Below are 25,126 nucleotides of genomic sequence, written 5' to 3'. Positions count from 1 at the left end.
ATATCTCACACACCGCCCGCGCCGCCGCACCATCCGACGCACCGCTTGCCACCCATCTCGCCCGTCACTGCGGATGCCGTTCGAGGTCACGGTCTATCCATGCCATGACCACGGCGGCGAGCCTGTCCACCTCCTCGGCGGTCAGGGCGCGCCCCTTGGGAATATGATGCCATTTTTCGATGCAGCCGCGGCAGCAGGTGGCGGTGGCATGCTGGGCGGTGAACACGGGATGGCCGCGCCACGGCGTCTGCCTGCCGTCCTTGTACGGTTCGGCCGGCCCGACCCTTTTGGCGAGCATCTCATGCGCGTGACGGTCGATTGTCTCCCGCCCCTTTGTCCGCGCATAATCACGGTCCTTGGCGCTCAGCACGAACTTTGCACGGAACGCCGACGTGCCAAGCCGGTGCAGCATCGCTGCCGCATAGTCGGAATAATCGGCGTGCGCGATGCCGCCCGGAACCGGTTCCGGCGTCTCGGCTTCGGGCTTGCTTACGGCACGTCCGCCATGAGGCGTTCCGGCCGCGGAATCCCCCAGATCCAGCATCGGCTGACTGTACCGCTCCCCCGCCGTTTCGCCGTCATGCATCCGCATCAATCCCCTTTTCATCGCAATATGCCGAGTTGTGGGTGTTCGCTTCGGAGTTTACGCCCAAGAAGTGTTGAAAATCCGCGGATGTGGAATCCATCAACGGTGGTTTCCGCCCAGGCGGACACCCACAACTCGCCGTTTCGGCATATTCGCGTTACATGGCGGCAAAACAACGCGCGATTGCCGCGCGGACAATGGCCCCAAACCAAACCAAACCAAACCAAACCAATCATGCAGACCGGAGCCGCACGCCGGCTGCACGAACAACACATGGGGGCACGAACAACACATGGCATCCGCAACAGCAGCAACCACACCCGCAACACAGCCGCATCCGCAACCACAACCGTCGCATGGCTATTTCGTACCCGGCTTCTATGTGGAGGACCACACCATCGACGTGCCCCTCGACTGGGATGACGAATCCAAGGGCACGATCTCGGTGTTCTACCGCATCATCACCGCCGTGGACAAGCGCGACGAGGACCTGCCGCTCCTGCTGCACCTGCAGGGCGGCCCCGGCGGCAAGGGGCAGCGGCCGATGCCCGGCGACACGTGGCTCACCGAAGCCACCAAAACGTATCGCGTCATCATGCCCGACCAGCGTGGCACGGGCCGGTCCACGCCCGTCGACGGCACGCGCATCGCGCGATTCGGCGACGCGCAGGCGGCCGCCGACTATCTCAGCCATTTTCTCGCGGATTCCATCGTCAGGGATTTCGAATACCTGCGCGTCACACGGTTCGGCGGCCGCCGGTGGACGACCATCGGACAAAGCTACGGCGGATTCCTCACCCTCACCTACCTGTCGCTGTATCCGCACAGCCTCGGCGCATGCATGACCATGGGAGGCATCCCCGGCGTGCCGCCCTGCGCCGACGAGGTCTACCGGCACACGTATCCGCGTGCCGCCGCCAAGACCCGGCTGTTCTACGAGCGCTACCCCCAGGACGAGAAGATCGTGGCCGACGTGGCCGACTATCTCGCCGGCAATGACGTGCGCCTGCCCAACGGCGACCCGTTCAGCGTGTCCCGTCTGCAATCCATCGGCGCCGTATTCGGCATGGGCACGGGCTTCGACCAGATCCATTGGCTGTTCGACGAGGCGTTCACGCCCGACGGCCGGCTTTCCGACACGTTCCTCTACCAGTCGCTGGCACGGTCGTCGAACGCGGACAGTCCGCTGTATTGGACGTTGCAGGAGTTCATCTACGGCAACGACGACAGCGGCCCGATGAACTGGTCGGCCGAACGCGAGCTGGGCAACCATCCCGAATTCGCCACCGACCATCGTCCGCTCATGTTCTTCGGCGAAATGACGTTCCGTTGGATGTTCGACGAGATCAGTGCGCTCAGGCCGTTCAAACCCGCCGTGGAGCTGCTGATGCAGCGCCGGCACTGGCCGCGGATCTACGACGAGGACGTGCTGGCGCGAAACGAGGTGCCGTTGCAGTCGCTCGTGTACTTCGACGACCTGTACGTCGACTCCGGCATCCAATTGCGCACGCTCGGCAAGATCGGCAACGCGAAGGCGTGGGTGACGAACGAATACCAGCACAACGGCATCCAGTCGCCCGGCGTGTTCACGCATCTCAACCGGCTCATCACCGAACGCGGCGGCGCGCTGCGGTAGCGGCGAGCGTCCGTGGGCTCACTCCTTGTCGACGCCGAATATGGCGGCATACACCGAATCGGGTGACGTGCGCAGGTCCTTGCCGCTGCGGCCGGAAGCCGCGGAGTCGCCGAAATCGTCGTCATCATGGCCGAAGCCGCTGCCACGGCCCGAACCATAGCGTTTCCAGCCGCCCCGACGGCCGCGGCCACGGCCATGCCCACGGCCTCCGCCGCCATACCTGCCGCGCGAATCCTGCGCGTCGTCCGACGAACCCCACCCGTCGGAGCTGCTGACCTCGCCGTAGCCGTCGTCGATGTCGTCGTAGTCCGAGGCGCGACGGAACCGTTTGCGAGACGAGCCGGAACCATACGTGCCGTGCGACGAGTCCGAACCATACCGCGAGCGCGAGCCGGAACCGGAGCCGTGCCGCGGCTTCGAGCCGAAATTCGATGTCCGCGAGGCCAGTGTGCGCGCGTGCCCGCCATCGCCGCAGCAGTTCGAGCATTTGCCGCATTTGCCGGCGTCCGGCTCCTCGCCGAAGTATCGCAGGAGTTCGGCACGGAGGCAGCCACTAGTCCGGCAGTAGCGTTCCATGGCGTGGAGCCGTTCGAATGCGGCGGCGCGGGCCGCGCTCTGCGCCTTGTCGTCCATGGCGTCGTTGTCGTACGATTCGCCGATCCGTTGTTCCATCCATGCGAAGTCGTCGTCATCCCACAGCAGCAGGCTCACTGATTCCTTGCCGTCGCGCCCTGCGCGGCCGGCCTCCTGATAGTATTCCTCGATGCTGTCGGGCGCGCCGTCGTTGATGACCCAGCGCACGTCGGGCTTGTCGACGCCCATGCCGAACGCGGTCGTGGCGCACATCACCTGGATGTCGCCGGAAAGGAAGCGGTCCTGCACCGGTCCCTTGTCCGCTTCGGCCATGCGCGCGTGGAAGTGGGCGGCGGCCACGCCGGCGTCGAGCAGCGCCTGCTCCAGCTCCTCGGTGCGTTTGCGGCTGTTGCAGTACACGATGCCGCACTGGCCCTTATGCGTGAGCGCCCATGCGACGATCTCGTCCTCGCGGTCCCATCGGCCCACGGTTCTCGTGTCGAACCGGATGTTCGGCCGGTCGAAGGTCGTTCCCACGCGGACGGGGTCGTACTGGCCGAGGTTGCCGCTGATCTCGTCGCGCGTCGTCGGCGTGGCGGTGGCGGTGAACGCGGCGATCACCGGCCGGATTCGCAGCGAACGCACGAATGCGCTGATGTTCAGATATGCGGGGCGGAAGTCCTGTCCCCACTGCAGTACGCAATGCGCCTCGTCCACGGCGATGAGATCGATGGGCATGCGTGCGGCGAATGCGGCGAAGTCGCGGGTCCCCAATCGTTCCGGCGCCACGTACAGCAACCGCAGTCCGCCGGCGAGCGCCTTGTCGTAGATGGCGCGGCGTTCGGCGGCGCCGGTGCCGGCGTCGATGAGCGCGGCGGGGATGTTGCGGCGTTCGACGAGCGTCTGCACCTGGTCGCGCATGAGCGCGCGCAGCGGGGTGATGACGAGCGTGAACCGCAGTCCCATGGCCGGCAATTGGTAGCAGACGGATTTTCCGGCGCCGGTGGGCAGTATGGCCAATACGTCGTGACGGTTCATGATGGCGTTGACGACGTCGGCCTGGCCGGCGCGGAAATCGTCGTATCCGAAGAACCGTTTCAGCGCCTTGCGGGCGAAGGGGATGTAGTCCACGTCCTGCCGCTTCGCCGGTCGGGTGCTCTGGTCCGTGGACGTCGGCGATGCCGATGCCGTGGCCGTCGCGTGCGTCTCCGTGGATGCCGCCGGCTGGGATGCCGACAGGGGTGATCGTGCCTCGCTCATCGTCCGCCTTTCCGTATTTCGCCTGTAGTCTAAATCATCGGTCGTTTTTGAACAAACGCCGGATTTTCATGCGATGGACGAACACAGACAACATGGCTACACTATGCTGAATTGCAATACGGCCCTGGAACGGGACATGGAGAGAAGGAACCGAACGAATCATGCCGGATAAATTGGCGAAGCCAGATAAATTCTGCCCGAAGTGCGGCACGCTGCGCAGCATGGGCATGAGGTTCTGCGCGAACTGCGGATATCGGTTCCCGAGCGGCGACGGCGGGGCCGAGGATGCCGCGGCGGACGCGGCGGCGCAGGATATTCCCGACAGTCCCGCCGAAATCACCGTCGTCTCGCAGACGGGGTCGATTCCGCCGGTGCAGGATGCGCCTTCGGCGGTCGTCCACGGCGCAGGGGCGGATGTCCCCGGCGCGAAGGCGGGCGCCCATGCGGCGGCATCGATTCCGGTGCCATTGCCGGGGTCGATGCACGGCACCGTGCCGTTGCCGACGAGGCGGCAGCATGACGACGACCATGCCGATGAGGAGGCCACGCGGCTGATGGCCCCGCAGGCGTTGCCGACGCTGCCCATCGACGTGTCCGATATCCGCGCGGGCGCGACGACGGGCACGATGGCAGGTACGGCAGCGGGCACGACGAACGCCGACGCATCGAACGCCAATGCATCGAACGTCGACGCGCAGCAGACGATGGCGATGCCGGCGCCCATGCCGGACGCGGCGACGGCGGCACCCGAACATGCCCCGGCACCCGTGAATGCGGATGACAGGGACGCCGTCAACGAGCAGAAGACCGAGGTCATCGCGCCGCTCGCCGGCGGTGCCTCCACCCAGGTATTGCCGCCCATGCAGGGCGGCGGTGCGGCGGCCCCGGATGATCTTTCCCCGTTGGCGCGTCTGGCGGCGGTGTCCAACGTGGATACCGGCACGGGTGAGGATGGTACGGATTCCAACGTCTCGAACGCCGCTGGCGGCGGCGCGGCAGGCGGCAACGGCAACGGCACGCCCGGCGCCGGCGTCACAGGCGGCGGTCCGGCCGATCCGAACGCGAAACGCGTGCGCATGGCCATCATCATCGCGGTCGTCGTCGTGGCGTTGGCCGTCATCGGCGGCGGCTGGGCGCTGTGGGCGAAGCATCAGCATACGGCCGCCATGGAAGCGTGCGTGGCCGCACAGAACGATTTCGACGCGGCCAAGACGTCGATGAACGCCACGCTGAAGAAGGTCAAGTCGACGGCCGGCACCGACGAGTCGAAACTCACCGACGCCAACACGCTCACCGACCTCAAGGACCTCATCAGCCAGGGGTCGAAGGACGTGTCGGTGAACGAGCAGACGTGCACCGACGGCATGTCCACCAAGGATCTCAACGCCCAGGCCGACGCCATCGGACTGAAGACGAAGGCGCTGAAGGCCCTTGACGGCAAACTCGACACGGCGGCCAAGGCCGTGACGGCCAGCAAGAACAAGAAGGCCTTCAACGAGGCCGAATCCTCGCTGAAGAAGGCGTACACCAAGGCCGAGCAACTGGTCTCCAACGCCACCGGCAAGGTGGCTGACGTCAACACGCTGACCTCGCTCAAGCAGGCGCTCACCTCCGCCAAGCAGGCGTTGGACGCGGCCGATGACGCCGACACGTCCAGCAGCGACACCGTCGACGAGATGAACACGCAGCTCAAGGCCCTCAACACGGCGATGGACAAGGTGAACGCCTCGGTGAAGGCCAAGCAGGCGGCCGACGCCAAGAAGAAGGCCGAGGAGGAGAAAAAGAAGGCGGACAAGGCGCGCTGCTCCTCGATCGCCGGCAACTACGGCGGCTTCCAGTTCGACGAGCTCATCACCGTGGCATCCGACTGCAGTGTGACGTACAAGCCGAACTTCGGCGCGCAGACCACGGCCAAATACGTGGCGAACTCGTACAAGGGCAGCGGCAAGGGCGCGTCGTGGAAGCTGTCGAACGGCAAGACGATGACGCTGTACCCGGCCGGCACGAGCGCGCCCGTGATCGACAAACTGTTCTCCACGGCCTTCAAGAACCAGGCCTCCCAGAAGTCACAGGTCACGTCCAAGACGCAGCTGCAGAGCGGCGACAAGGCCTACGTCGCCGACTGATCCGCCGCGATTCGGCGGCTGACCGGTGGGCGCGTTTGGTGATCGGTGGGTTTGGCGAGTGGTGGAATCGGCGAGTATGACGTAACTACGCTCGTTCATTCGCCAAACCCACCGCAATTTTTCGTCGTTCGCCAAACCCACCGCAAACTCTCGTTGTTCGCCAAATTCACCGCAAAACCACCTGCGCAAGCGCTTGTTTGCGGTGAACTTTGCAGACAACGCCCGTTGCGGTGAATTTGGTGGGTAACGGCGGCTACGCAAGTAATTCGATATGGCGAGCGAAAGATGAAAGTGGAAAAGGATACGTTGACTGCCGCAACGCAATATCCGCACCGTGCACCGTAGTATCCTGGCACCATGGGTCAGGGACGACGGAATTGGTCACATAATGGTCGTCTTCTTTTCGAGGGTCATCACGGACATTGCCTTGACTGCATGCTCGTGAAGGTAAGTGATAAGTTCCGACGCTGTTCCGATTTGAAGTCCAGCATTGAATAACGCATCCACCTCCACCGCATCACACGGCCAGTGGAGGATCGTGCCGTCATCCATCACGAACAGGATTCGCGCATTGACATTAATCTGCATCCCATATCCTTTCATTCAAAAGGGCAAACCGTAATTATCGAGAGATAACCCTCATGATGATCGGAGCAGGGGCCCATGGCGGCCTTGTGCAACCACGATCCGCCAAGGATCCACAACCTGGCAGGGAATTAAGGCCTAAACATCGAGTTGTGAGGCTTTACTTGAGAACAACGGCCCTTCCCCTATTCGAGATCGTTGAAATTTCAATGTCCGTAATCAGAGAAAACCCCGATATCGCCAATCAAAGACTCACAACTCGCAGAAACGCCATGCTCACTCTGCACTCTGGCCGGTGATGTGCCGGTAGAGCTCCATATCGAGCGGCCGTTCCAGCCTCAGCGTGGAAAGCGTGACATTCACGGATTTTTCGCCGTTCGCATCCGGCTTGGTGGTGAGTTCCGCACGCTCCAGCGAGGTCACGTGACCGACGTAGTAGTACTTCTTGTCGGCAGCCTCCTCACGGCGCATAACGAACAACGGAACGAAATGCTCGCCGTCCTCTTTTCCGACGCCTTCCCGCATCCATTGGAATTCAGGGGAATTGGGTGTACGTCCGTTCTTGCTGAACCACTTCATCTCCTGCTGGTTGAGGAACCGGTCCTCGTACTGGCTGGAGGCATATTTCACGAAGATGGGCATGGTGTTGGTTTCCTTATGACGGAAATACCCGCCGACGTTCTGCCCGTTGAGTTCCTTGTGCCAGCCGCACAGTCGCATCACATCGGCGAGCGTGTACTTCTGCTCGTACATGAATCCGCGATCGAACGGACGTCGGTTTTCACGCGCTTTGGCATAGAGATCCCGACAGTTACGCAGTCCCACGCGCAGAGTGTCCGCAAAGAAGATACGGAACGTACGGTTTTCGGACAGCATTCCGACGAATGCGTCGGTGAGACGGCACATGCCATCATCGTCACGTTCGACCAGCGGGGTGCCGCCGAACCGTTTGCGGCTGGCGTCGAAGTACGAGTAGTCGAGCACGTGCAGGGCGGAGTCGATTTGTTCCGGAGTCACGTAGGCTTCAGGGAAGCGGTGCCGGATGGCTTCGGCGAGGTCAGAGTCCCGGATGGCGGGAGCGGGCTGCCATGCCGCCGCGTCGGCCGCGTTGTCATTCCCGCGAGCCGCCAGACGTTCCTCATGGAATCGGCATAGTTCATCAAGCATCACCAGTTCGTGCGGACGCAGGCCAGGCAACAGCGCCGACGTCGCCATGTCCAGTATGCCGCTCTCGGTCTTGGTGACCGGTTCGAGTTGGTCAAGGAAATCTCCTCCGGAATTCTTGCCGCGGCTGAGACTCTGCTCCCGGGAACGGACGAATTCAAGGTAGTTTTTCTTCTTTGCAGCCAAAGTGAACGGCAACGATGAGTCGTAATCGTAGACGTCCGTGAGCATGGGGATGCGCCCGTGCTCGTAACGAATCTGCCGATACTGTTCGGTCAGTTTCTTCATGTCGGACCAGTCGGCGGTGTCCAGTGATTTGAGAATGCGTTCGCGTGAGATCCGGTCGAAGCTGATGGATGACAATCCGATAGACGTGCGCTGCAGGTTTTTGCGGGCGATGTCACGGTCGCCGGTATTGCCGTACAGTGCGACCGGAATGAGATAGTTGTTCGCATAGTTGCCGATGAAATCGATGACGACGACACGGTCCTTGTGCGGGAATTTGCGTAGACCTCGACCGAGCTGCTGCGTGAATACGATGCTGGACTGTGTGTTACGCAGCATCACGATCTGATTGAGTGCGGGAATGTCGACGCCCTCATTGAATAGGTCGACGGTGAACAGATAGTCCAGCTCGCCTTCTTCAAGCTTCCTGATGAGCGGCTCGCGATCCTCCTGTTTCGGGTACCGGCTGCTGGTGACGGCCGCCGTACGATAGTTGCGTTCCATCTGCTGGTTGTACTGTTGGTTGAACAGGTCGGAAAGCGCTTCGGCCTCCTCCTGCCGGCTGCAGAACACCAGTCCAGTGATTTGCTGGTGGTATTGCCCATACTGCTGGATCTTGTCGATGATGTACTGGACGCGTTCTTCGGAGGCCAGCTGGCTGATTTCGTAGGTGAGTTGGCCGGCTTCATCGGTGGTTGCGCCATGCGCTACGTCGATGGATTCCCCATCGTCTCCGAGATATTCGGCGACGCCATGATATTCAAACGGACACAGCATGTCTTCGTCAAGCGCCTTTTGCAAGCGGATTTCATAAGCGATGTTGTATCCGAACAACTCGAAGATGTTGATGCCGTCGGTGCGTTCCGGCGTGGCGGTCATGCCGAGCATGAAGTCGGCGTCACGGAAGTGGTCCATGACACGTTGATAGCTGGCGGCACCGGCGTGATGCACCTCGTCGACGAGGATGTAGTCGAATTCGTCGGAATCGAATTGTTTAAGAACTTCCGGGCGACTCAACGTCTGGACGGTGGCGAACACGTACTTGCGATCGCTTTCCTTGCTGTTGCCAGTGAAAAGGCCAAGCTCATCTTTCGAACAGCCAAGAACCCGTTGATACGATTTCATAGCCGCCTTGAGAATCTGATGCTGCTGGGCTACGTACAGCATTCGTTTCGGATGATACTGACGCACATCGAACGCCGAAAGATAGGTCTTGCCGGTGCCGGTGGCGGAGACGATGATCGCCCGGTGTTCGCCTTCATCACGCAGTTTCCGTAGATTTGCAAGCGCTTCGGACTGCATGACATTCGGCTTGATCTCGCGGTTTTCCACGGATTCAAGAATCTCGCGGCGGGGCGGAGCATACTTTTTAAAGTCCTCTTCATATTGTCTGATCCACTCTTCGGTCAGTGGCTCCGATTCGCCGACCTGCTCGTCGAGTTCCTCACGGAACTGCCGGACCAATTCGCCTTCCGGCAACGACGAGACTTTAAGGTTCCACTCACGCTGCACACCGCTGAGCGCCAACGACGTGAGATTGGAGCTGCCGACGTACAGGTTGAAATATGGATTGCCGTCTTTGGTTTTACGGGTGAACACATATCCTTTGGGATGGAATTTGGGGTCCTTGCCTGTCTGGGAACCAGCATGATCGTTCCAGATACGAACATCAATGCCCGTTCTCCGCTGGATTTTGAACAGATCCCAAAATGCCTGCGGATTATTGAAATACCCTTTGGTGGAAGTGATGATCCGACCGTTGCCCTCGCCGCCATGGGCCTCATGCCAATCATCGAAATCCTGCTGAAGACTGCCTATGGCATCCGCGCTGACGAACGCGACCGACATATCGAAGTCATCGCAACCGGAGAGCTCGGCGCCAAGCTCATCTTTCATCGTCAATCCCGGACGATTGGCAATCAGCTTGGGGGAATATGTTCCCGGAGCGTCGACGTTCTCATGAATGAATCCAGAGGACACGTCGGCCCGTACCAGCGAAGTCAATGCGTTATCCACATGCGATATCGCCGATCGCCGTTGGATTTCGTCATCGGAATCGTATGCCGTGCCCTTCAACGGCTCCGATTGTGCATCGCCGCTCATATCAGCTCACTTCCTTGTGACATCCATAACGGAGATCATGCTTACGGCCTTATGGTCCGCCGGGGCCCAATCGAGCGTCGGCATGTCGGCGGGCTTGAGCCAGCGGAACTGCTGGTGTTCGGTGCGGCGGGGCTCACCGGAGAGCAGGTGGCAGATGAACACGGTGAGCGTGACGGTGCCGAAATCGTAGTCGTACGAGTCGGTGCAGACCTCGTCGCCGATCTCGACCTCGCAAAGCAGTTCCTCCTCGATCTCGCGGTGCAGGGCTTCACGCGGGGTCTCATGCGGTTCGATCTTGCCGCCGGGGAACTCCCATTTGCCGCTCAGCTGCTTGCCGCCGCCGCGCTGCGCGCACATCACCATGCCGTCGCGCACGATCGCCGCACCGACCACGCGAATCTGCTTGCGCGGAGCGGCCTTGGCTGCGCTCGCGCCAACACCCCCTGTCACCGTCGCCATCGTCTCGTTCGTTGCATTCTCGGCCATCTGTCCTCGCATCTCCTCGTCCAATCCGGCAAACCGACATACCACGATACCGATCCCCAGGATACCGGCCCCAATCGCAATATGTCGGCGTCGCGGCCGATCTGACGCAATACATCGCGCGAATATCAGTTGAACACGGCTCGACCCCAAAACACATGAACCGGGAATGATTATTTTCGAGAGTAAGCCGAATCGGAAGTCTCCCCTTGTCGACTCAATCGCATCATATCGATTCCCGCTACTGCAACAATTCGGTCTTTCTTATATCAATGTTATGGCAGAGCCTATGTCAATATTATGGTAAAGTCTATGTCAATATTATGGCATTCTCTACATCAATATTATGGCAAAGGAGCTTCCTATGATCCCACGAATATTGTCAGAACAAGTGCGGCGATCCACCACTTGGTTTCCCATAACCTCGGTTACCGGGCCAAGACAAAGCGGCAAATCCACGCTGGTACAACACGCATTCCCCGACTACTCGTACCTCAATCTCGAAGACCCTGAACTTCGTCGCAAAGCGCAGATTGACCCAATCAGCTTCATCCGAGATAATCCCGGTCACCTCATCATCGACGAAGCACAATACGCGCCCGAACTGTTCTCCACGCTCCAAGTAGTAGCAGATGAGAACAAGGCAACAGGTCAGTTCATACTTTCCGGCTCACAAAATTTCCTGCTTATCAAGCAAATCAAGCAATCTTTGGCCGGCCGAGTAGGAGTGCTGAAGCTCCTGCCACTTTCCTACAAGGAAGCGCTATACACGAACCCCGATCTGACAGTTGAAGACTTCATCCTCACCGGTGGTTATCCCCGGCTGTACAGCGCCCACATTCCGCGCAGCATTTTCTTCGAAAGCTACATCAACAGCTATATCGAACGCGATGTCGCCGATTATCTCAACGTACGCAATCTAACGGCGTTCCGCACATTTCTACGACTTTGCGCGCAACATGTCGGCGGTCTCATCAAAGAAACCTCCATGGCGAACGAAATCGGCGTCGCTTATCGGACGGTCAAATCCTGGTCTTCGATACTCGAATCCAGCTACGTCACATTCCGGCTGCCGCCATTCTTCGGCAATCTGAACAAACGACTGACCAAAACACCAAAACTGTATTTTTATGACACAGGACTGCTCTGCCACTTATTACGAATCGAGACGATACAAGACCTGCAAAATCATCCTTTATTTGGCGAAATCGTCGAGAACCTCGTCATATCCGAAACAGTCAAGCGATACTGCAACGCCCTCAAAACACCTGAATTGTATTTCTACCGAGACGACAGCAAAGCCGAAATAGACCTCGTTGATTGCACAAAATCGCAGCTCACCCCCGACCTCATCGAAATCAAATCAGGCCGGATGTATCATGACCGCTTCGCAAAGCACCTTCGATCCGTGGGTTCCGCCATGAACATACCCGACGACAACAGAACCGTCGTCATGCGCACCGACGGCCAATATACCGACCATGGCATCAATGTGCTCGGCATCAAGGAGCTGCTATCGAAAGATGAGCAGCCAATCAGTTGAATATGGCAGCAAACGGGTAGGCTGGAAGGCAGGGATGTCGTACGCCGACCGAAGACGGTTGGTTGGCATGGTGGACATCACGCGGCGGCAACGTTGCGTGAAAACCATCGTGCGGCGACGAATCAACGAAAGAGAGACGATGATGAGCAACGGTCCGGCGAGATTCTGCCCCAAATGTGGAACGCCACGCAAGGAAGGCTCCAATTTCTGCATGAAATGCGGAACGCCGTTTGCGCAGGAGACGCAAGGCGCGACGCCAGTGCAGGGCACGGCGAACGCGCCGATGGCATCGCCGACGACGCCGATACCGATGCCGTCAACGGCGGCGCCGACGACCGTATTCCCACCGCATGACCCATACGGCGGTGAAGCGCCGACGACCGTGCTGGCCGGCAATCCCGCCGATCCTTCGGACCCCGACGCCACGGTCCTCTCCGCCCGGACCGCCGAAACCGCCACGCTGCCGACCGCGCATGACGCACTCAGCGTCAACGGACTGCGCAACCGACCGCTGGTTTCCCCCACGCCCGGCGTGGAGAACAAGCCGTTGGAGCGACTGGTCGCACGCACCGAGGAACGCGAGGAAATCAACGCGGCGGAAGCCGACAACCCGCCCATGCCCGGCGACGGTGCCAACGCCCACGCCGGCGACGCACCAACAACCGCGATGGCACCGACAACCGCGGCCCCCATGCCCGATGGCGTCCCGCTGCCGGAGACGCCCGCCTCCTCCGCCCCCACGATGGCCATCCCCATGCCCGGCAACGGTAATGGCAACGTCGATGGCACGGCACGGTTGCAGCCCACGGAAGTGCTGCAGCCGACCGCCCCCACGCAGGCCATGCCAGCCGAATCCCCCGTGCCGATGCCGCGCACCATGGAAAGCGAGAACGAAGCGCCTGCGTTGCCGGACGACGGCGACACAGCCGGGGATGGCGCGCCCGGCGGCAACGGCACGGTCCCGCCAGGAGGAATCTCCCCCGCCGGAGCCAACGGCCCCGAAACACCCGACGGTCCCGGCGCGAACGCCGGCAACCACAAACGCGTCATCATCATCGCCGTCATGTGCGTCATCGCGTTGGTCGTGGCCGCCGGCATCGTCATGTTCGGCATGAACCGTCGCCACGACACAGCCCTCGCCGCCTGCAACGACGCGCAGACCGCGTTGACGAACGCCGAACAGTCGCTGAAGAAATCGAAGGAGGCGGCCGTAAAGGCCACGGCCACCAAATCCAGCGACGTCAGCGACCCATCGGCCATCGACGATCTGAAAGACCTGTCCAACACCAACGTCGGCGGCAGCGTCGACAACACGAAATCCGCCAACGCGTGCAGCGCCGATCTCAAGGCGAACATCCTCCAACAGCACGCCGACACGTTGAACCGCGCGGCCACCAAGCGCACCGACCTCGCCACGAAACTCGACGACGGCACGCAGGCGGTCTACGACGGACAGGCCGCCAAGACGGTGACGACGTCGCGGTCGACGTTGCAGTCGACGACCGATAGCGCGCAGCAGCTCATGACCAGCTCGAACGGCAAGGTGGCCGACGACTCCACACGCACGGCGTTGAAGAAGGCCATCGACGAAGCGACGAAACTGCTGGAGAAATACAAGGACGATTCGAGTTGGAAGACGTCGTCGGGCGGATCGTCGGATTCGTCGAGTTCGTCGGGCGCGGCAGCGGGGTCGTCGGGTGCGGCCACGGCGGCGAAGGAGATGAACGACGCCAACACCACGGTGAAGAACGCGATGGACGCGGTCAACAGGTCGGTCAGCGCCAGGCAGGCCGCCGACGCGAAGAAGAAGGCCGAAGAAGAGGCGAAGAAGCGCGCCGAGGAGCAGAAGAAGGCCGAGGCCGCCGCCGACAAGACCCGTTGCGCATCGATCGCCGGCACGTACGGCATGTGGCAGGGCAGTCCGAAGCTGACCATCAGCGCCGACTGCAGCGCCACACAGTCCGATGTGACCGGCAGCGGCGGCTGGTCCGGCACCTACGTGCCGAACTCGTACCAGTCGGGCACGTGGAAGCTGTCGACCGGCAGATCGCTCACCTACTACCCCGCCGGCACAACGGCGCCGTCAATCAAACAGTACATGCAGAGCGCCGGCGGCGGCAGCGGTCCGAACAAGGCGCAGATCCAGACGTCGGACGGCACCCCGTACGTCAGGGAGTGACCGCGCGGGCGGAAACGCCCATGCTCCGGCTCCCTCTGATGAGGGAGCCAAGGCATGGAGGCGCCAGCTTCCACGGCCCCCCCTATTCCACCTACGACAACCAGCCCCTACAGGGTAGAATGACAACGACGCAGGTGATTCGCAGAATCTACGATTCCATCAATCGGGGGTACGTAAATGCAATACTGCCTGCGTAAAGCGAGAGAACCGACATATCAGTCAGCGAGGGATCGAAGGAATGGGAGACGGCCGTATGGCGAAATTCTGTCCGAAATGCGGCACTCGACGACAGTCCGATGCGAAATTCTGCATGAAATGCGGGCTGCCGTTCCCGGATGGCGTACCGATGCCGGCAACGACTTCCACCGGCGCGATGCCGTCGACTCCAGCTCCCGGCCCCGTCCCGATGCCAACCGACGTGCCCATGCCGAACGACGTGCCGGCACCAACCGACGTGCCAATGCCGGGCCAGAACGCCGGTCCAGCCGCCGGCACGCCAACCCCGGCGCCGGCCGCGGCCCCCGCAGCCACGGCCCCGACGCCCGCCCCGAACCCCGGCAACGGCAACGGCAAATCCGACGACAGTAATCGTCGCCGTCTCGTCATCATCGCGGCGATGTGCGCAGCGGCCCTGGCCATCGCCTCCGGAATCGTCGTATTCGGCATGAACCGACGTCACGACACCGCACTCGCCGCCTGCCTCGACGCACAGACCACGCTCGCCAATGCCGAAAAGACGCTAAAGGAGTCAAAGAAGGCGGCGGAGGCTGCCGCAAAAATCAACAGCGACGACGTCAGCGATCCGAAAGCCATCGACAACCTCAAGAACCTGACGAAATCGAATGCCGACATCAACAACGACGCCGTGAAATCCAACAACGGCTGCGGCGCCGACCTTACGGCGAACATCCTCCAACAGCACGCCGACGCGCTGAACTCCGCCGCTACGGAAAACACCGATACGGCCACGAAATTCACGAACAGCACGCAAACCGTCTACGACGGCCAGTCCACGAAGATGGTCTCGACATCGCGCAATACGTTGCAGACGTCCGTGAACGACGCGCAGAACCTCATGACCAGCTCCAACGGCAAAGTGGCCGACAACGCCACACGCACCAACCTGCAAAAGGCCATCGACGAGGCGAAGAAACTGCTCGCGAAATACGAGAAGGATTCGTCGTGGAAGACGTCCGACAACGCGACCGACAACAACGGCAACGCCAAGAACGCCGCCAAGGAGATGGATAAATCCAACAGCGACGTCAAGTCGGCCATGGGCAAGGTGAACGGTTCCGTCAGCGCCAAACAGGCGTCGGAAGCGAAGAAGAAAGCCGCCGAAGATGCGGAGAAGGCGGCAGCGCAGGCCGCCGCGGACACGAACCGTTGCTCGTCGATTGCGGGAAGCTATGCGACGCAGGCCGTCGGCGTGACCATCCAGGCCAACTGCAGCGCCAGCGCCCAGGACACCGGCAACTCGTTATGGTCCGGAACGTATGTGGCACAGTCGTTCCAAGACAACGGTGGCGCGTATACGTGGAAGCTCTCCAACGGCAAGAGCCTGTCGTATTATCCGTCGGGAATGGATGCGCCGGTAAGTGACATGGATAGAAACTACTTCGGTGCCGACGCCATACGGAGCGCACAGAAAATCGTCACGTCGGACGGTAAATACTACTCTCGCGTGAACTGACGGAAAGTGGGTGAGCTGTGGAGGTGTCAGTCTCTCCCTCAGTCATGCTTCGCATGACAGCTCCCTCGTCAGAGGGAGCCGGAGCATGGACGTGGCAACCCCGCGCTCGATACAATCGCGCTCGCATCGCCTACAGGCGGCTCCCTCTGATGAGGGAGCCAAGGTAAGGGCACTTACTCCGAGGCCTGCTCGCGGGCGACGTCGAGGGCCTTGTTGAAGGCGTCGGACGTCCAGCTGGCGCCGGCGACCTTGTCGACCTTCAGCCCTTTGAGCGGCTTGCCTTCGACGACGCCGGGAATGGCCTTGATGAAATCGTTCTGATGATTCTTCGAAATCGTGGTGAACGGGTGGCCGACAACCTGCACGTCGGCGACCTTGCCGTCGGCGATCTTCAACGTGACGTCGATGCTGTCCTCGCCGACCGGACCGTACTGGCCCTTGATCGCGTACGTGCCGTCCTTGTATTTGCCGGTGTCCTTGGTGGCGGCGGAGGATGACGCCGACGAACTCGCGCTGGACGACGGCGACGACGTGGATTCGCCGGAGCTGCCGGCGTATTCGTCATCCATCGGCACGGCCTTGGATTTGGGGTCGCCGCAGCCGCCGAGCAACGCACTAGCCACGACCAGGCCGGCGAACGCCGCGGCCGCGGTCTTGACGGAAGTCTTGTGGGTCAATGTGGTCTCCTTCAATCTGGGACACAGTCTAGTAGGGTTTTATGGACTTGCGCATGTAGCGGAGGGGAAGCTGTGGAGGTGTCGGTCTCTCCCTCAGTCTGCCTTCGGCAGACAGCTCCCTCGTCAGAGGGAGCCAAGGCATGAACGTGGCAGCCTCGCAACCTGTTCCTGTCATCCTGAGCGAAGGACGCAGTCCGGAGTCGAAGGATCTTCCGACACTCCAAGATCCTTCGACTCGCTCCGCTCGCTCAGGATGACAAGGGCGGGACGCTCCCCCGTCAGAGTGAGCCAAGGCATGAACGTGTCGACCTCGCGCTCGATGCATCGCGCTCGCATCGCCTACGAATAGTCCAAGGCTACTTGTTGAGCGGTTCAGCGCCGGTTTTGGCGGCCTTGGTGGGGTCGGCGAATCCGACCGGGGCGTCGCCGGACTGGGCGCCTTCGGCCTTCGACCCGGTGGAGGCGGGCTTGCCGCCGGCGGCCTCGTACGCGGCCCGCGCGGCGTCGTCATTCCACTTCTCGCCCACGAGCACGCCGTGGTTGAGCATGATCTCGCGTTCCGCGCAGCTGGCGACCAGCGCGTCATGCGTGACGACGATGATGGTGGTGCCCTGCTTGTGCAGGTCGCGGAACAGGTCGAGCACGATCTTCTCGTTCTTCTCGTCGAGGTTGCCGGTGGGCTCGTCGGCGAGGATGAGCTTCGGGCAATTAATCAGTGCACGGGCGATGCACACGCGCTGCTGTTCACCGCCGGAGAGCTGGCCGGGCAGGTGGTGGGCACGATCCGCCAGACCGACCTTGTCGAGCGCCTCCATGGCCTGCTTCTCATCGACGACGGAATGGTAGTACTGCGCGACCATCACGTTTTCGACGGCGGTCAGATGCGGCACGAGATAGAACTTCTGGAACACGAGGCCGATGAGGTTCTTGCGTACGTCGGCCAGCTGCGTGGCGTTGAGGTCCTCGAGTTTGCGGCCCTCAAGCGAGACGGAGCCCTTGGACGGGGTATCCATGCAGCCGATCATGTTCATGAGCGTGGTCTTGCCGGAGCCGGACGAGCCGACGATGGCGAGCCATTCGCCTTCGGGCACGGTGAGTGAAAGATCGTCGACGGCATGCAACGATCCGTAGATCTTGGAGATGTGATCGAGTTCGAGAAGCATGGGAGATTTCCTTCTTTTTGGTGTGGTTTGCTCCCGCTGGCGGGAGCTGTCAGCGTAGCTGACTGAGGGTGGCTGGTGCGCTATGGAGACGTCCAACCACCCCCAGCCTGCCTTCGGCAGCCAGCCCCCGCCAGCGGGGGCGGGGCAGAGACCGGGGATTATTCCTCGCGCAGCACGACGGCCGGGTCGATGCGGTTGGCGCGGTGGACGGGCGGGATGGAGGCGAGCACGGCGATCAGCGCGGAGAGGATCACCGACCCGATGGCGAGCGGCCAGTTGAGCGACAATGTACGTCCGAACACGACCGTGGTGAGCACGTGTGCCAGGCCATAGCCCGCCGCCGTGCCGATGACGCCGCCAATCAGCCCATAGAACGCGGACTCCACGTAGAATTCCGCGCCGATGCTGCGGCTGGAGGCGCCGAGCGCCTTACGCAGGCCGATTTCGTAGCCGCGTTGGGAGACGATCGACGAGATGGTCGTCGAGACGCCGACCAGCGTGAGCACGAGCACGACGAGCGAGACGATCCAGAACAGCGTCTGCAGCATGGTGATGATGCGCGTGTCGGAGGACGTGATCTTGGTGACCTGCTGCGCCTTGACGTGCATGGAGGTCATGTCGTTGATGGAGGAGACGGTCTTGTTCAGGTCGTCGCCGGTGGCGCTGGACGAGTATTCGATGACGTCGGCGCCGCGTTTGGTGCCGGTCAGCTTCTGCATGTCGTTCAGCGTGGCGTAGATGATGGAGTCCTCGTTGCCGCCGGTGTCGACGATGCCGGCGACGCGGAAGTCGGTGCCCTTGGTGTCCATGATGTCGCTGGAGACGTGGCCGCTCGCGTTCGTCGCGGACGAACCGCTCTGCGACGTCGCATCGCCGGACGACTGTCCGGACGACGCCGATGAAGACGACGCCGATGAAGACGACTGACCATCCGAGGAAGAAGACGACGAGGACGAAGACGCCGTGTTGTCGGACGAACGGTATCCGATGGTGATGGTCGAGCCGATGTCGGCGCCCAACGCGTCGGCCACGTCACGGCCGACGAGCACGGCGCCGCTTGACGGCCATGAGCCGTCGACGCTCCAATGATGGTTGAGGTCGCGCACCTGCGTCGGGTCGACGCCGGCCATCACATACGGTGCGGCGTTGACGCGCACGTTCTCGTAACGGTACGTGGCGTAGCGGGCGCTGCCGTGGGCGCGCACCATTTCGGTGGTGTGGTCGACCATCGCGCTGTCGATGCCGGTCTTATGACCATCGGTCTCGATGGGCGTGACGATGAGGTTCGCGCCATAGGAGCGCATCTCGTCGTTCATCTGCTGCGGCACGGCGATGCAGATCGCCGTCAGGCAGAACAGCGTGGCCGCGCCGACCAGCGACGCCACCACCGCCATGATCGCCCTGGAACGGCGGCGGAACACCGCTCCCCAGAGCATGGTGAAGAACATTCGGGTATTGGAAGTCATGGGTTTACCGGCCATGGAGCACCTCCGCGGGACGTAGGCTCAGAATGGAACGAATCGAGGACGCCGACGCCACGAGCACGGTGATCGCCAGCAGGACGAACACGAGCACGAAGACCATCGGGCGCATCGTGATGCCCGAGCCGAACACCACATGGCCGACGATCTGCGCGACGCCCGAGCCAAGCAGCGCACCAATAATCGCGCCGATCAGCGATATGGCGGCGGTTTCGGCGAGCATCAGGCGAGATACGGAGCCGTCGGTCGCGCCGATGGCCTTGAGCAGGGCCAGCTCGTTGGAACGCTCCGATATGGACGCGGCCATGAGGTTGGCGACGGCCACGGCGGCGGCGAGAAGGCTCAACGCGGTCATGAGAATCATCACGGCCTGGGTCTTCTGCAATACGTTGCCCTGCAGGGCGGCGACCTGCCGCACCTGCTTGGCCACGGCGCCCGGAATCACCTCCTCGATCTGGTAGGCGATGGAGCTCGGGTAGGCGGTGCAATACCACGTCTCCCATTCCTCCTGGCTGAGGGCGGCGGGGTTCTTCGCGGCCTTGCGGGCGAGGTCGTTCTCCGGCGTGGTCAGCGCCTTGACCTCGATCTTGTCGACGGAGCCGGGCAGGTCGGCGAGCATCTGCGCCGTGGACGAGGCGATGTACAGGCCGCCGTTGTCGTCGTCGCCGGAGTCATAGACGCCGGTGATCGTGATCTTCTGCGTATTGTGCTTGCCGGAGGCCGTGGTCTTGTTCAGGGTTATCGTGTCGCCGGTGCCGACGCCCAGCTGCTTGGCGAGCGTGGCGCCGATGACGCCCTGGTCGGAGTCGTCCTTGGGCCATGCGCCGTCAAGCTGCCACCAGGAACGCATGCCCTCGACGCCGGCCACCGTGCTTTCCCCGGTGGAGAGCTTGAGCTGCTTGTTGAACCACGTGCCGGTCACGGGGGCGGTCGCCTTGCCGTCCTTGCCGGATATCTGCGCGTGGAAGTTGAGCTGCGGGGCGAAGTTGGTGATGTTGAACGCCCAGAAGATCGTCTTGATCTTCGGCACGTCGGATTCCTTGAGGAACGACGTCGGATCGGTTTCCGACGACGCGCCTGCGGCATCGGTGTTGTACAGGTCGGAGACCACGGCGTCGGATTTCGGCTGCACGGTGATGTTCGACCCGTATGTGGAGAGTTCGGCGTTGAGTTTGTCGCCGACGTCGAACACGACGCCCAGCATCGCCACCGAGACCGTGGCCGAAAGGCATACGGTCAGCGCGATGAGCAACCGTCGACGCAACTGGCGGCTGAACGAACGATAGATCATTCGCAGAAAGAACAATGTTCCTCCTTTCTATTCCAGGGGAGATTCCGGTGTCCGTCCTCTCCCCCGCCCGCTTCGCGGGAGGCCTCCGTGGAGGAGGCCGGCTACGACGGTTTTACTTGAAGTGTGCGCTGAGCGCGTCGAGATCGGCGGTCTGGATGGTTATCTTGCCGTTGGCGGTCTTGTAGGGCAACGGGACGGGGTTGCATCCGCCCTTGAAGCCGATGGTCGCCAGATTGATGGCCACCTCGCACTTCTTGCAGATGATCTTGCCGTCCTTCTCGTAATAGCCGGCGTCGCCGCAGTTGTCGCAGGCGTCAAGGCCGATGCCGTAGGCGCCGCCGTTCTTCTTGATGATGATGAACCGCATGACGGTGCCGTCCTTCGCCTTGTATTCAAAACGATGCAGGTGGCCGTCCTCGACCTGGCTGAACGGGATCGTGGCGGTGGTCTTGGTGAGGGAATACGCCTCGGGAGGCGACAACGTCGGGGCCTTGTTGATTTCGGCCACGCCGAGCGTCAACGTGACGGTCACGCCGATCATCGCGACGAGACTCCATACGGCGGCGACGATGGCGCGGCGGCGGAACGCCCTATGCGTACGTGCGACGGCCTCGTTCGCGCCGGTCATCGGCATACGGAATCCGGCGATCACGGACGCTACGGCGGGGACGATGAACACCCAGGCCTGCGCCTGGATCATCCACGAATTATGGTTGAGCGACCATGCGAGGAACACGAACAGCGTATGCGGGAAGAGCAGCACCTTCACCTGGATGATCTGCAGCAGCGCGGTCGCATGCTGCCACAGCAGGATGACGAGCACGGCGAGCACGGCGAAGGTGAACGCCGGCCGCACGGCCGTGGAACGCATGGTACGGAAGATGGCGGCGATGATGACGGACGCGGCGATGCCCAGCGCGAAGCCGAGCGCACGCAGCAGCATGGCCGAGGTGAAGACCGGGTCGCCGGGCTCGACCCAGATGGTCAGCTGGAGGATGACGTCGGGCAGGGCGTAGAACACGGTGAGCGCGATGCACAGGGCGGCGACGCCGTTGGCGATGTGCATGAGGGCCGGGCGACGCTTCCAGTTCGTCACGATCCAATGGGATGCCGCGATCAGCGCGATGGTCAGGACGTCGACGATCACGCAGACGATGAGCAGCGGGAAGTTTACAAAAGTACGCTGGTTGATGATGGCGGACGCGCGCAATCCGGCGAATACGACCGCGGCCACCATACCGATGAGGAAGCCCCATCGGCGCCAATGCGCGCTGACCGGCTTGTCACGGCCCTCGCCGACGTTGAGCATCACGCTCAGACACATGATCAGCAATGCGGGGCCCAGCGTGCCCGGCATCACCGCAACGAACTGTTTCAGCATTCGCTTTCGCTTCTTTCCTAGGCGTTCCTTAGGATTTCTTGAGTTTTATGGTTTCGCGCCAAAAACGCGAAAAATCCTTCCGCCGTCATGTTCCAAGGTTTCAGGCGGAAGGAGGGGTCAGGGGCTCCCTGCAACGAGGGAGCCGGGCTGCATCGGTCTGAGGGGAGGGTTAGAGAACGATCGTCATGTTCTCTCCCCCAGTCGGCTTCGCCGACAGCCCCCTCGTCAGAGGGGGCCGAGCCGCGGCAGGCCGTACGACGTAATCACCACTGGCGCGGGGTGTAATCCCAGTTGTCGAAGGTGACCTCGATCGGTTCGGTCCAGAACTTGTGGTTCTTCACACCGGTCTCGGGATCGACGTGGAGCATCCAGCCCTTCTTCTCCGGGGACTGGATCGAGAGCTTCAGCTGGTAGGTGCCGGCCTTGTCGAGCTTGACGTTGGCGCCGTAGTGCGGGCCGTCGGAGGCGTTCATCTGCATGAACGTGCCGGAGGTGGCGGTGCCTTCGACCGGCTTGCCGGTGGACTTGTCGATGATCTGGTAGTTGACGGTCAGGTCGGGGACGAAGTCACCCTTGCCGTAGCCGTAGTCGGTGCCTTCCTGGCTGGCGTGGATGTCGGCCTCCAGGTGGAAGCTCGCGTCGGCGGCCTTCAGGCCCATGCCGGCGGGCTCCATGTCGATGGGCTGGAAGTAGACGGCGCCGACGGTCAGCGGGCCGGCGGGCTTGTCCTGCTCCTCGGCGGTGCCGGACGGGCCGACCGGGACCTCTTCGAAGCCGGAGGCCTCGCTCGGGGCGGCGGCGGACGAGGAGGAGTCGGACTTGCTGGAGCTGCTCGAGCTGCTCGAGCTGGCGGAGTTGCCGCAGCCGGACAGGGCGAGAGCGCCGGAGAGGACGATGGCGGCGAGGGCCATCAGCTTGCTTTTCTTCATTTCTCTATCCTTTAGTTGTTTTTGTTGTGTTGCTTGGTAAATTGCTTTGCCAAAATCTTGATGCGTCACTTGGTCGCGGCCTTGTCGGTCTTGCCGTCGGAGGACGGCTGGGAGGCCGATTCGAGGCGGGCCTTCTCACGGCGTTTCTTGGCGAAGCCGACCGCGAACAGGGCGATGACGGCGATGGCCGCAAGGACCTGCGCCACGATCGACTCGACGTACGGGTAGAGGCCGATCCAATCGTTCGTCGGCACGGACGGCAGGTACATGGCGGGCAGCAGGTCGCCCTCGATGAGGGCGTGCACACCGCCGCCGGCGAAGACCACGACCAGCACCGACATCAGGATCGACGTGACCATGAAGAACGGTCCGATCGGAATCTTCACCGAAGTGAAGCGGATGATGAGGAAGATGATGACGAGGACCACGGCCGCGGCGATGCCGCCCGTCCACATGCCCTTCGTATCCTGGCTCATCGTGTAGATGGACTGGTAGAAGATCACGGTCTCGGCGCCTTCACGGAACACGGCGAGGAAGCTCAGCATGGCCAGTGAAACCACGGTACCGAACGCCACCTTTTCGCCGGATTCCACCTGCGAGGAGACGGAGGCGACAGCCGATTCGGTCTTGTTCCTGATGTAGCGGTTCCATGCCTCGACGGACGACTTGTTGAGCATCCAGTTGCTGGTCCACAGCAGCATGAGCATGGCGATCAGGGCGCAGATGCCCTCCATGATCTCCTGCTCCTCGCCGGCGCCGCCGAACAGCAGCGTGAAGATGACGGCGATGACGCCCGAGCCGGCGAGACCGGCGACGACGCCCACGTAGATCCACTTGGTGAAGCGGCGGTTGCCGGACTTGACCAGGTAGGCGATCACGGCGGCGACGACGAGCAGCGCCTCAAGGCCCTCGCGGATGAGGATGAGGAACGCCTGGCCGACGGCACTGGTGAGGAACTTGAGCGCACCGCCCTCCTGGTCGGCGGCGCCGCCGTCGAGCTTGGCGGCGTCGGTGGTGAGCATCGACTTGAGCTGTTCGATGTTCTGCTTGACCTCGGAGACGGGCTTGCCGGTGTTCATCGAGGAACGGCACAGCTTGAACTGGTATTCGACCTGCGAGACGCGGTTGCCGCTGATGGCGCTGAGCACGGTCTTCTCGAAGCCGAGCTTCTCGTAATGCTGGTAGTAGGCCTCGTTGACGAGTGTGGCGCCCTTGGCGGCATCGCCCTGCTCGTACGCCTTGGCGGCGTCGTCGAGGATCGGCAGCATCGCATTGGCGACGTCCTTCCACGTCTTGGCCGTGTCGGTGGTCTTCTTTTTCTTGGCATCGAGGGCCTTGCGCTCCTTGGCGGTCTGCTCGGCGCGGGCCTTCGCGTAGGCGGCCGGCTTGAGCAGCTTGGCGTTGCCGTCGAGCGTGGCGGCGGTGGAGTTCAGGTCGGCGATGAGCTTGGCGGCCTGCTTGGCGATGGTGCCCGCGTTGCCGGTGGTGTAGGCGCTGGTCTGCAGATCCTGGAACTGCTGCGTCTGGCTCTGGTATTTCTCGGCGCCGATGGTGTCGTTGACGACCTTGCCGAAGTTGGCCGCCTCGTAGATCGACCACTGGGCGGACTGGAATTCGGAGGCCGCGCCGGCGTTGTCGCCGGCCTTGTAGGTCTTCTGGCCGTTGGCGATCTCGTCGTTGATGGCCTTGGCGACGGCACTCCACGTGGCGTAGTTCGTCGACGACGTGGTGGAGTCCGCGGCCTGCGCCGGCGATACGAGCGGCGCCGCGAAGAACGACGTCGTCAGTATCAGCAGCATGGCGAGCGCCGCGCCCACACGCACGACGACATCGAACACTGAACTACGTGACCGCATGATTTCCTCTCAAAAAAACCGATGTTTTTTGTGATTCACGGTCGTGTCAAGGCGTGTCGCACAGAAATCGAAAGAATTTTTCTGTTTCGGAAGGCGCGCTTCCGAAGCGGGAAAACCCTTTGAATTTCTTACGATTCTCGGCAATCCCTCGAATCACAGGTACAACGTAAGAGGCTTTCGGCAAAAAATAAA

At 61.9% G+C, this 25,126-nt stretch carries 17 protein-coding genes and 2 pseudogenes; 7 read left to right on the top strand and 12 right to left on the bottom strand.

The genetic code is table 11. The features are described from left to right. Window positions 1–64: 64 nt before the first annotated feature. On the bottom strand, window positions 65–412 hold the full coding sequence (locus KIH77_RS07720) for a DUF4186 domain-containing protein (protein ID WP_219100716.1): 348 nt from the start codon (window positions 410–412) through the stop codon (window positions 65–67). Between the two features lie 466 nt (window positions 413–878). On the opposite strand from KIH77_RS07720, the gene KIH77_RS07715 reads away from it, so the two are divergent. After that, window positions 879–2,222: an alpha/beta fold hydrolase gene (locus tag KIH77_RS07715; protein ID WP_219100658.1), complete on the top strand. Its 1,344-nt coding sequence runs from the start codon at window positions 879–881 to the stop codon at window positions 2,220–2,222. A gap of 18 nt (window positions 2,223–2,240) precedes the next feature. Here the strand turns inward: KIH77_RS07715 and KIH77_RS07710 are convergent, their stop codons facing one another. Then, complete coding sequence (locus KIH77_RS07710) at window positions 2,241–4,055, bottom strand: RecQ family ATP-dependent DNA helicase (RefSeq protein WP_219100656.1); 1,815 nt, start codon at window positions 4,053–4,055, stop codon at window positions 2,241–2,243. Between the two features lie 161 nt (window positions 4,056–4,216). Here KIH77_RS07710 and KIH77_RS07705 point away from each other — a divergent pair, with 161 nt between their 5' ends. Beyond that, complete coding sequence (locus KIH77_RS07705) at window positions 4,217–6,181, top strand: zinc-ribbon domain-containing protein (RefSeq protein ID WP_219100654.1); 1,965 nt, start codon at window positions 4,217–4,219, stop codon at window positions 6,179–6,181. Window positions 6,182–6,562: 381 nt separating this feature from the next. Here the strand turns inward: KIH77_RS07705 and KIH77_RS07700 are convergent, their stop codons facing one another. The 3 genes from KIH77_RS07700 to KIH77_RS07690 all read right to left on the bottom strand — a co-directional run bounded on the left by KIH77_RS07700 (window position 6,563) and on the right by KIH77_RS07690 (window position 10,717). After that, entirely contained in the window at window positions 6,563–6,769 is a 207-nt protein-coding gene (locus tag KIH77_RS07700) for a hypothetical protein (protein ID WP_219100652.1), read from the bottom strand. Between the two features lie 273 nt (window positions 6,770–7,042). Continuing rightward, complete coding sequence (locus tag KIH77_RS07695) at window positions 7,043–10,258, bottom strand: DUF3427 domain-containing protein (protein WP_219100650.1); 3,216 nt, start codon at window positions 10,256–10,258, stop codon at window positions 7,043–7,045. A 6-nt stretch (window positions 10,259–10,264) separates the two neighbouring features. Next, a complete protein-coding gene (locus tag KIH77_RS07690) occupies window positions 10,265–10,717 on the bottom strand; it encodes a (deoxy)nucleoside triphosphate pyrophosphohydrolase (RefSeq protein ID WP_219100714.1) in 453 nt (150 codons plus the stop codon). Between the two features lie 388 nt (window positions 10,718–11,105). Between KIH77_RS07690 and KIH77_RS07685 the strand changes: the two genes are divergently transcribed. The 5 genes and pseudogenes from KIH77_RS07685 to KIH77_RS07675 all read left to right on the top strand — a co-directional run bounded on the left by KIH77_RS07685 (window position 11,106) and on the right by KIH77_RS07675 (window position 16,156). Further along, entirely contained in the window at window positions 11,106–12,284 is a 1,179-nt protein-coding gene (locus KIH77_RS07685) for an ATP-binding protein (protein ID WP_219100648.1), read from the top strand. After that, window positions 12,223–12,507 (top strand): annotated as a pseudogene (locus KIH77_RS10640) (zinc-ribbon domain-containing protein); the annotation flags it as partial. The gene KIH77_RS07685 and the pseudogene KIH77_RS10640, both read left to right, overlap by 62 nt. A 36-nt stretch (window positions 12,508–12,543) precedes the next feature. Next, complete coding sequence (locus tag KIH77_RS07680; protein ID WP_236024558.1) at window positions 12,544–14,463, top strand: hypothetical protein; 1,920 nt, start codon at window positions 12,544–12,546, stop codon at window positions 14,461–14,463. Between the two features lie 238 nt (window positions 14,464–14,701). After that, window positions 14,702–14,785, top strand: a pseudogene (locus KIH77_RS10635) (zinc-ribbon domain-containing protein); the annotation flags it as partial. A gap of 138 nt (window positions 14,786–14,923) precedes the next feature. After that, window positions 14,924–16,156 (top strand): hypothetical protein, encoded by a 1,233-nt coding sequence (locus KIH77_RS07675; RefSeq protein WP_236024557.1) that lies wholly within the window; start codon window positions 14,924–14,926, stop codon window positions 16,154–16,156. Between the two features lie 173 nt (window positions 16,157–16,329). Here the strand turns inward: KIH77_RS07675 and KIH77_RS07670 are convergent, their stop codons facing one another. The 7 genes from KIH77_RS07670 to KIH77_RS07640 all read right to left on the bottom strand — a co-directional run bounded on the left by KIH77_RS07670 (window position 16,330) and on the right by KIH77_RS07640 (window position 24,934). After that, window positions 16,330–16,833: an FMN-binding protein gene (locus KIH77_RS07670; RefSeq protein WP_219100642.1), complete on the bottom strand. Its 504-nt coding sequence runs from the start codon at window positions 16,831–16,833 to the stop codon at window positions 16,330–16,332. Window positions 16,834–17,189: 356 nt separating this feature from the next. Then, window positions 17,190–17,996 carry an ABC transporter ATP-binding protein gene (locus KIH77_RS07665; RefSeq protein ID WP_219100640.1) on the bottom strand — a complete coding sequence of 269 codons (807 nt, stop codon included), beginning with the start codon at window positions 17,994–17,996 and terminating at the stop codon, window positions 17,190–17,192. A gap of 158 nt (window positions 17,997–18,154) precedes the next feature. After that, window positions 18,155–19,462 (bottom strand): ABC transporter permease, encoded by a 1,308-nt coding sequence (locus tag KIH77_RS07660; protein WP_236024556.1) that lies wholly within the window; start codon window positions 19,460–19,462, stop codon window positions 18,155–18,157. 4 nt (window positions 19,463–19,466) lie between these two features. Then, window positions 19,467–20,783: an ABC transporter permease gene (locus KIH77_RS07655; protein WP_219100638.1), complete on the bottom strand. Its 1,317-nt coding sequence runs from the start codon at window positions 20,781–20,783 to the stop codon at window positions 19,467–19,469. Between the two features lie 97 nt (window positions 20,784–20,880). Continuing rightward, a complete protein-coding gene (locus tag KIH77_RS07650) occupies window positions 20,881–22,149 on the bottom strand; it encodes a DUF2318 domain-containing protein (protein ID WP_219100636.1) in 1,269 nt (422 codons plus the stop codon). A gap of 263 nt (window positions 22,150–22,412) precedes the next feature. Further along, window positions 22,413–23,078 carry an iron transporter gene (locus KIH77_RS07645; protein WP_219100634.1) on the bottom strand — a complete coding sequence of 222 codons (666 nt, stop codon included), beginning with the start codon at window positions 23,076–23,078 and terminating at the stop codon, window positions 22,413–22,415. Between the two features lie 65 nt (window positions 23,079–23,143). Continuing rightward, entirely contained in the window at window positions 23,144–24,934 is a 1,791-nt protein-coding gene (locus tag KIH77_RS07640) for an FTR1 family iron permease (protein ID WP_219100632.1), read from the bottom strand. Window positions 24,935–25,126: the final 192 nt, after the last annotated feature.

This window comes from Bifidobacterium pluvialisilvae (genome assembly GCF_019331695.1).
GTDB lineage: Bacteria > Actinomycetota > Actinomycetes > Actinomycetales > Bifidobacteriaceae > Galliscardovia > Galliscardovia pluvialisilvae.
Note: the sequence above shows the minus strand (reverse complement) of the source record. Positions and strands in the feature narration are given on the sequence as shown.

Excerpts from the sequence above, each read along its gene's own strand:
- KIH77_RS07715 (WP_219100658.1), top strand. The coding sequence starts at position 879 with ATGGCATCCGCAACAGCAGCAACCACACCCGCAACACAGCCGCATCCG.
- KIH77_RS07685 (WP_219100648.1), top strand. The coding sequence starts at position 11,106 with ATGATCCCACGAATATTGTCAGAACAAGTGCGGCGATCCACCACTTGG.
- KIH77_RS07710 (WP_219100656.1), bottom strand. The coding sequence starts at position 4,055 with ATGAGCGAGGCACGATCACCCCTGTCGGCATCCCAGCCGGCGGCATCC.
- KIH77_RS07650 (WP_219100636.1), bottom strand. The coding sequence starts at position 22,149 with ATGCTGAAACAGTTCGTTGCGGTGATGCCGGGCACGCTGGGCCCCGCA.
- KIH77_RS07690 (WP_219100714.1), bottom strand. The coding sequence starts at position 10,717 with ATGGCGACGGTGACAGGGGGTGTTGGCGCGAGCGCAGCCAAGGCCGCT.
- KIH77_RS07700 (WP_219100652.1), bottom strand. The coding sequence starts at position 6,769 with ATGCAGATTAATGTCAATGCGCGAATCCTGTTCGTGATGGATGACGGC.
- KIH77_RS07675 (WP_236024557.1), top strand. The coding sequence starts at position 14,924 with ATGCCGGGCCAGAACGCCGGTCCAGCCGCCGGCACGCCAACCCCGGCG.
- KIH77_RS07695 (WP_219100650.1), bottom strand. The coding sequence starts at position 10,258 with ATGAGCGGCGATGCACAATCGGAGCCGTTGAAGGGCACGGCATACGAT.
- KIH77_RS07665 (WP_219100640.1), bottom strand. The coding sequence starts at position 17,996 with ATGCTTCTCGAACTCGATCACATCTCCAAGATCTACGGATCGTTGCAT.
- KIH77_RS07720 (WP_219100716.1), bottom strand. The coding sequence starts at position 412 with ATGCTGCACCGGCTTGGCACGTCGGCGTTCCGTGCAAAGTTCGTGCTG.
- KIH77_RS07640 (WP_219100632.1), bottom strand. The coding sequence starts at position 24,934 with ATGCGGTCACGTAGTTCAGTGTTCGATGTCGTCGTGCGTGTGGGCGCG.
- KIH77_RS07660 (WP_236024556.1), bottom strand. The coding sequence starts at position 19,462 with ATGACTTCCAATACCCGAATGTTCTTCACCATGCTCTGGGGAGCGGTG.
- KIH77_RS07705 (WP_219100654.1), top strand. The coding sequence starts at position 4,217 with ATGCCGGATAAATTGGCGAAGCCAGATAAATTCTGCCCGAAGTGCGGC.
- KIH77_RS07645 (WP_219100634.1), bottom strand. The coding sequence starts at position 23,078 with ATGAAGAAAAGCAAGCTGATGGCCCTCGCCGCCATCGTCCTCTCCGGC.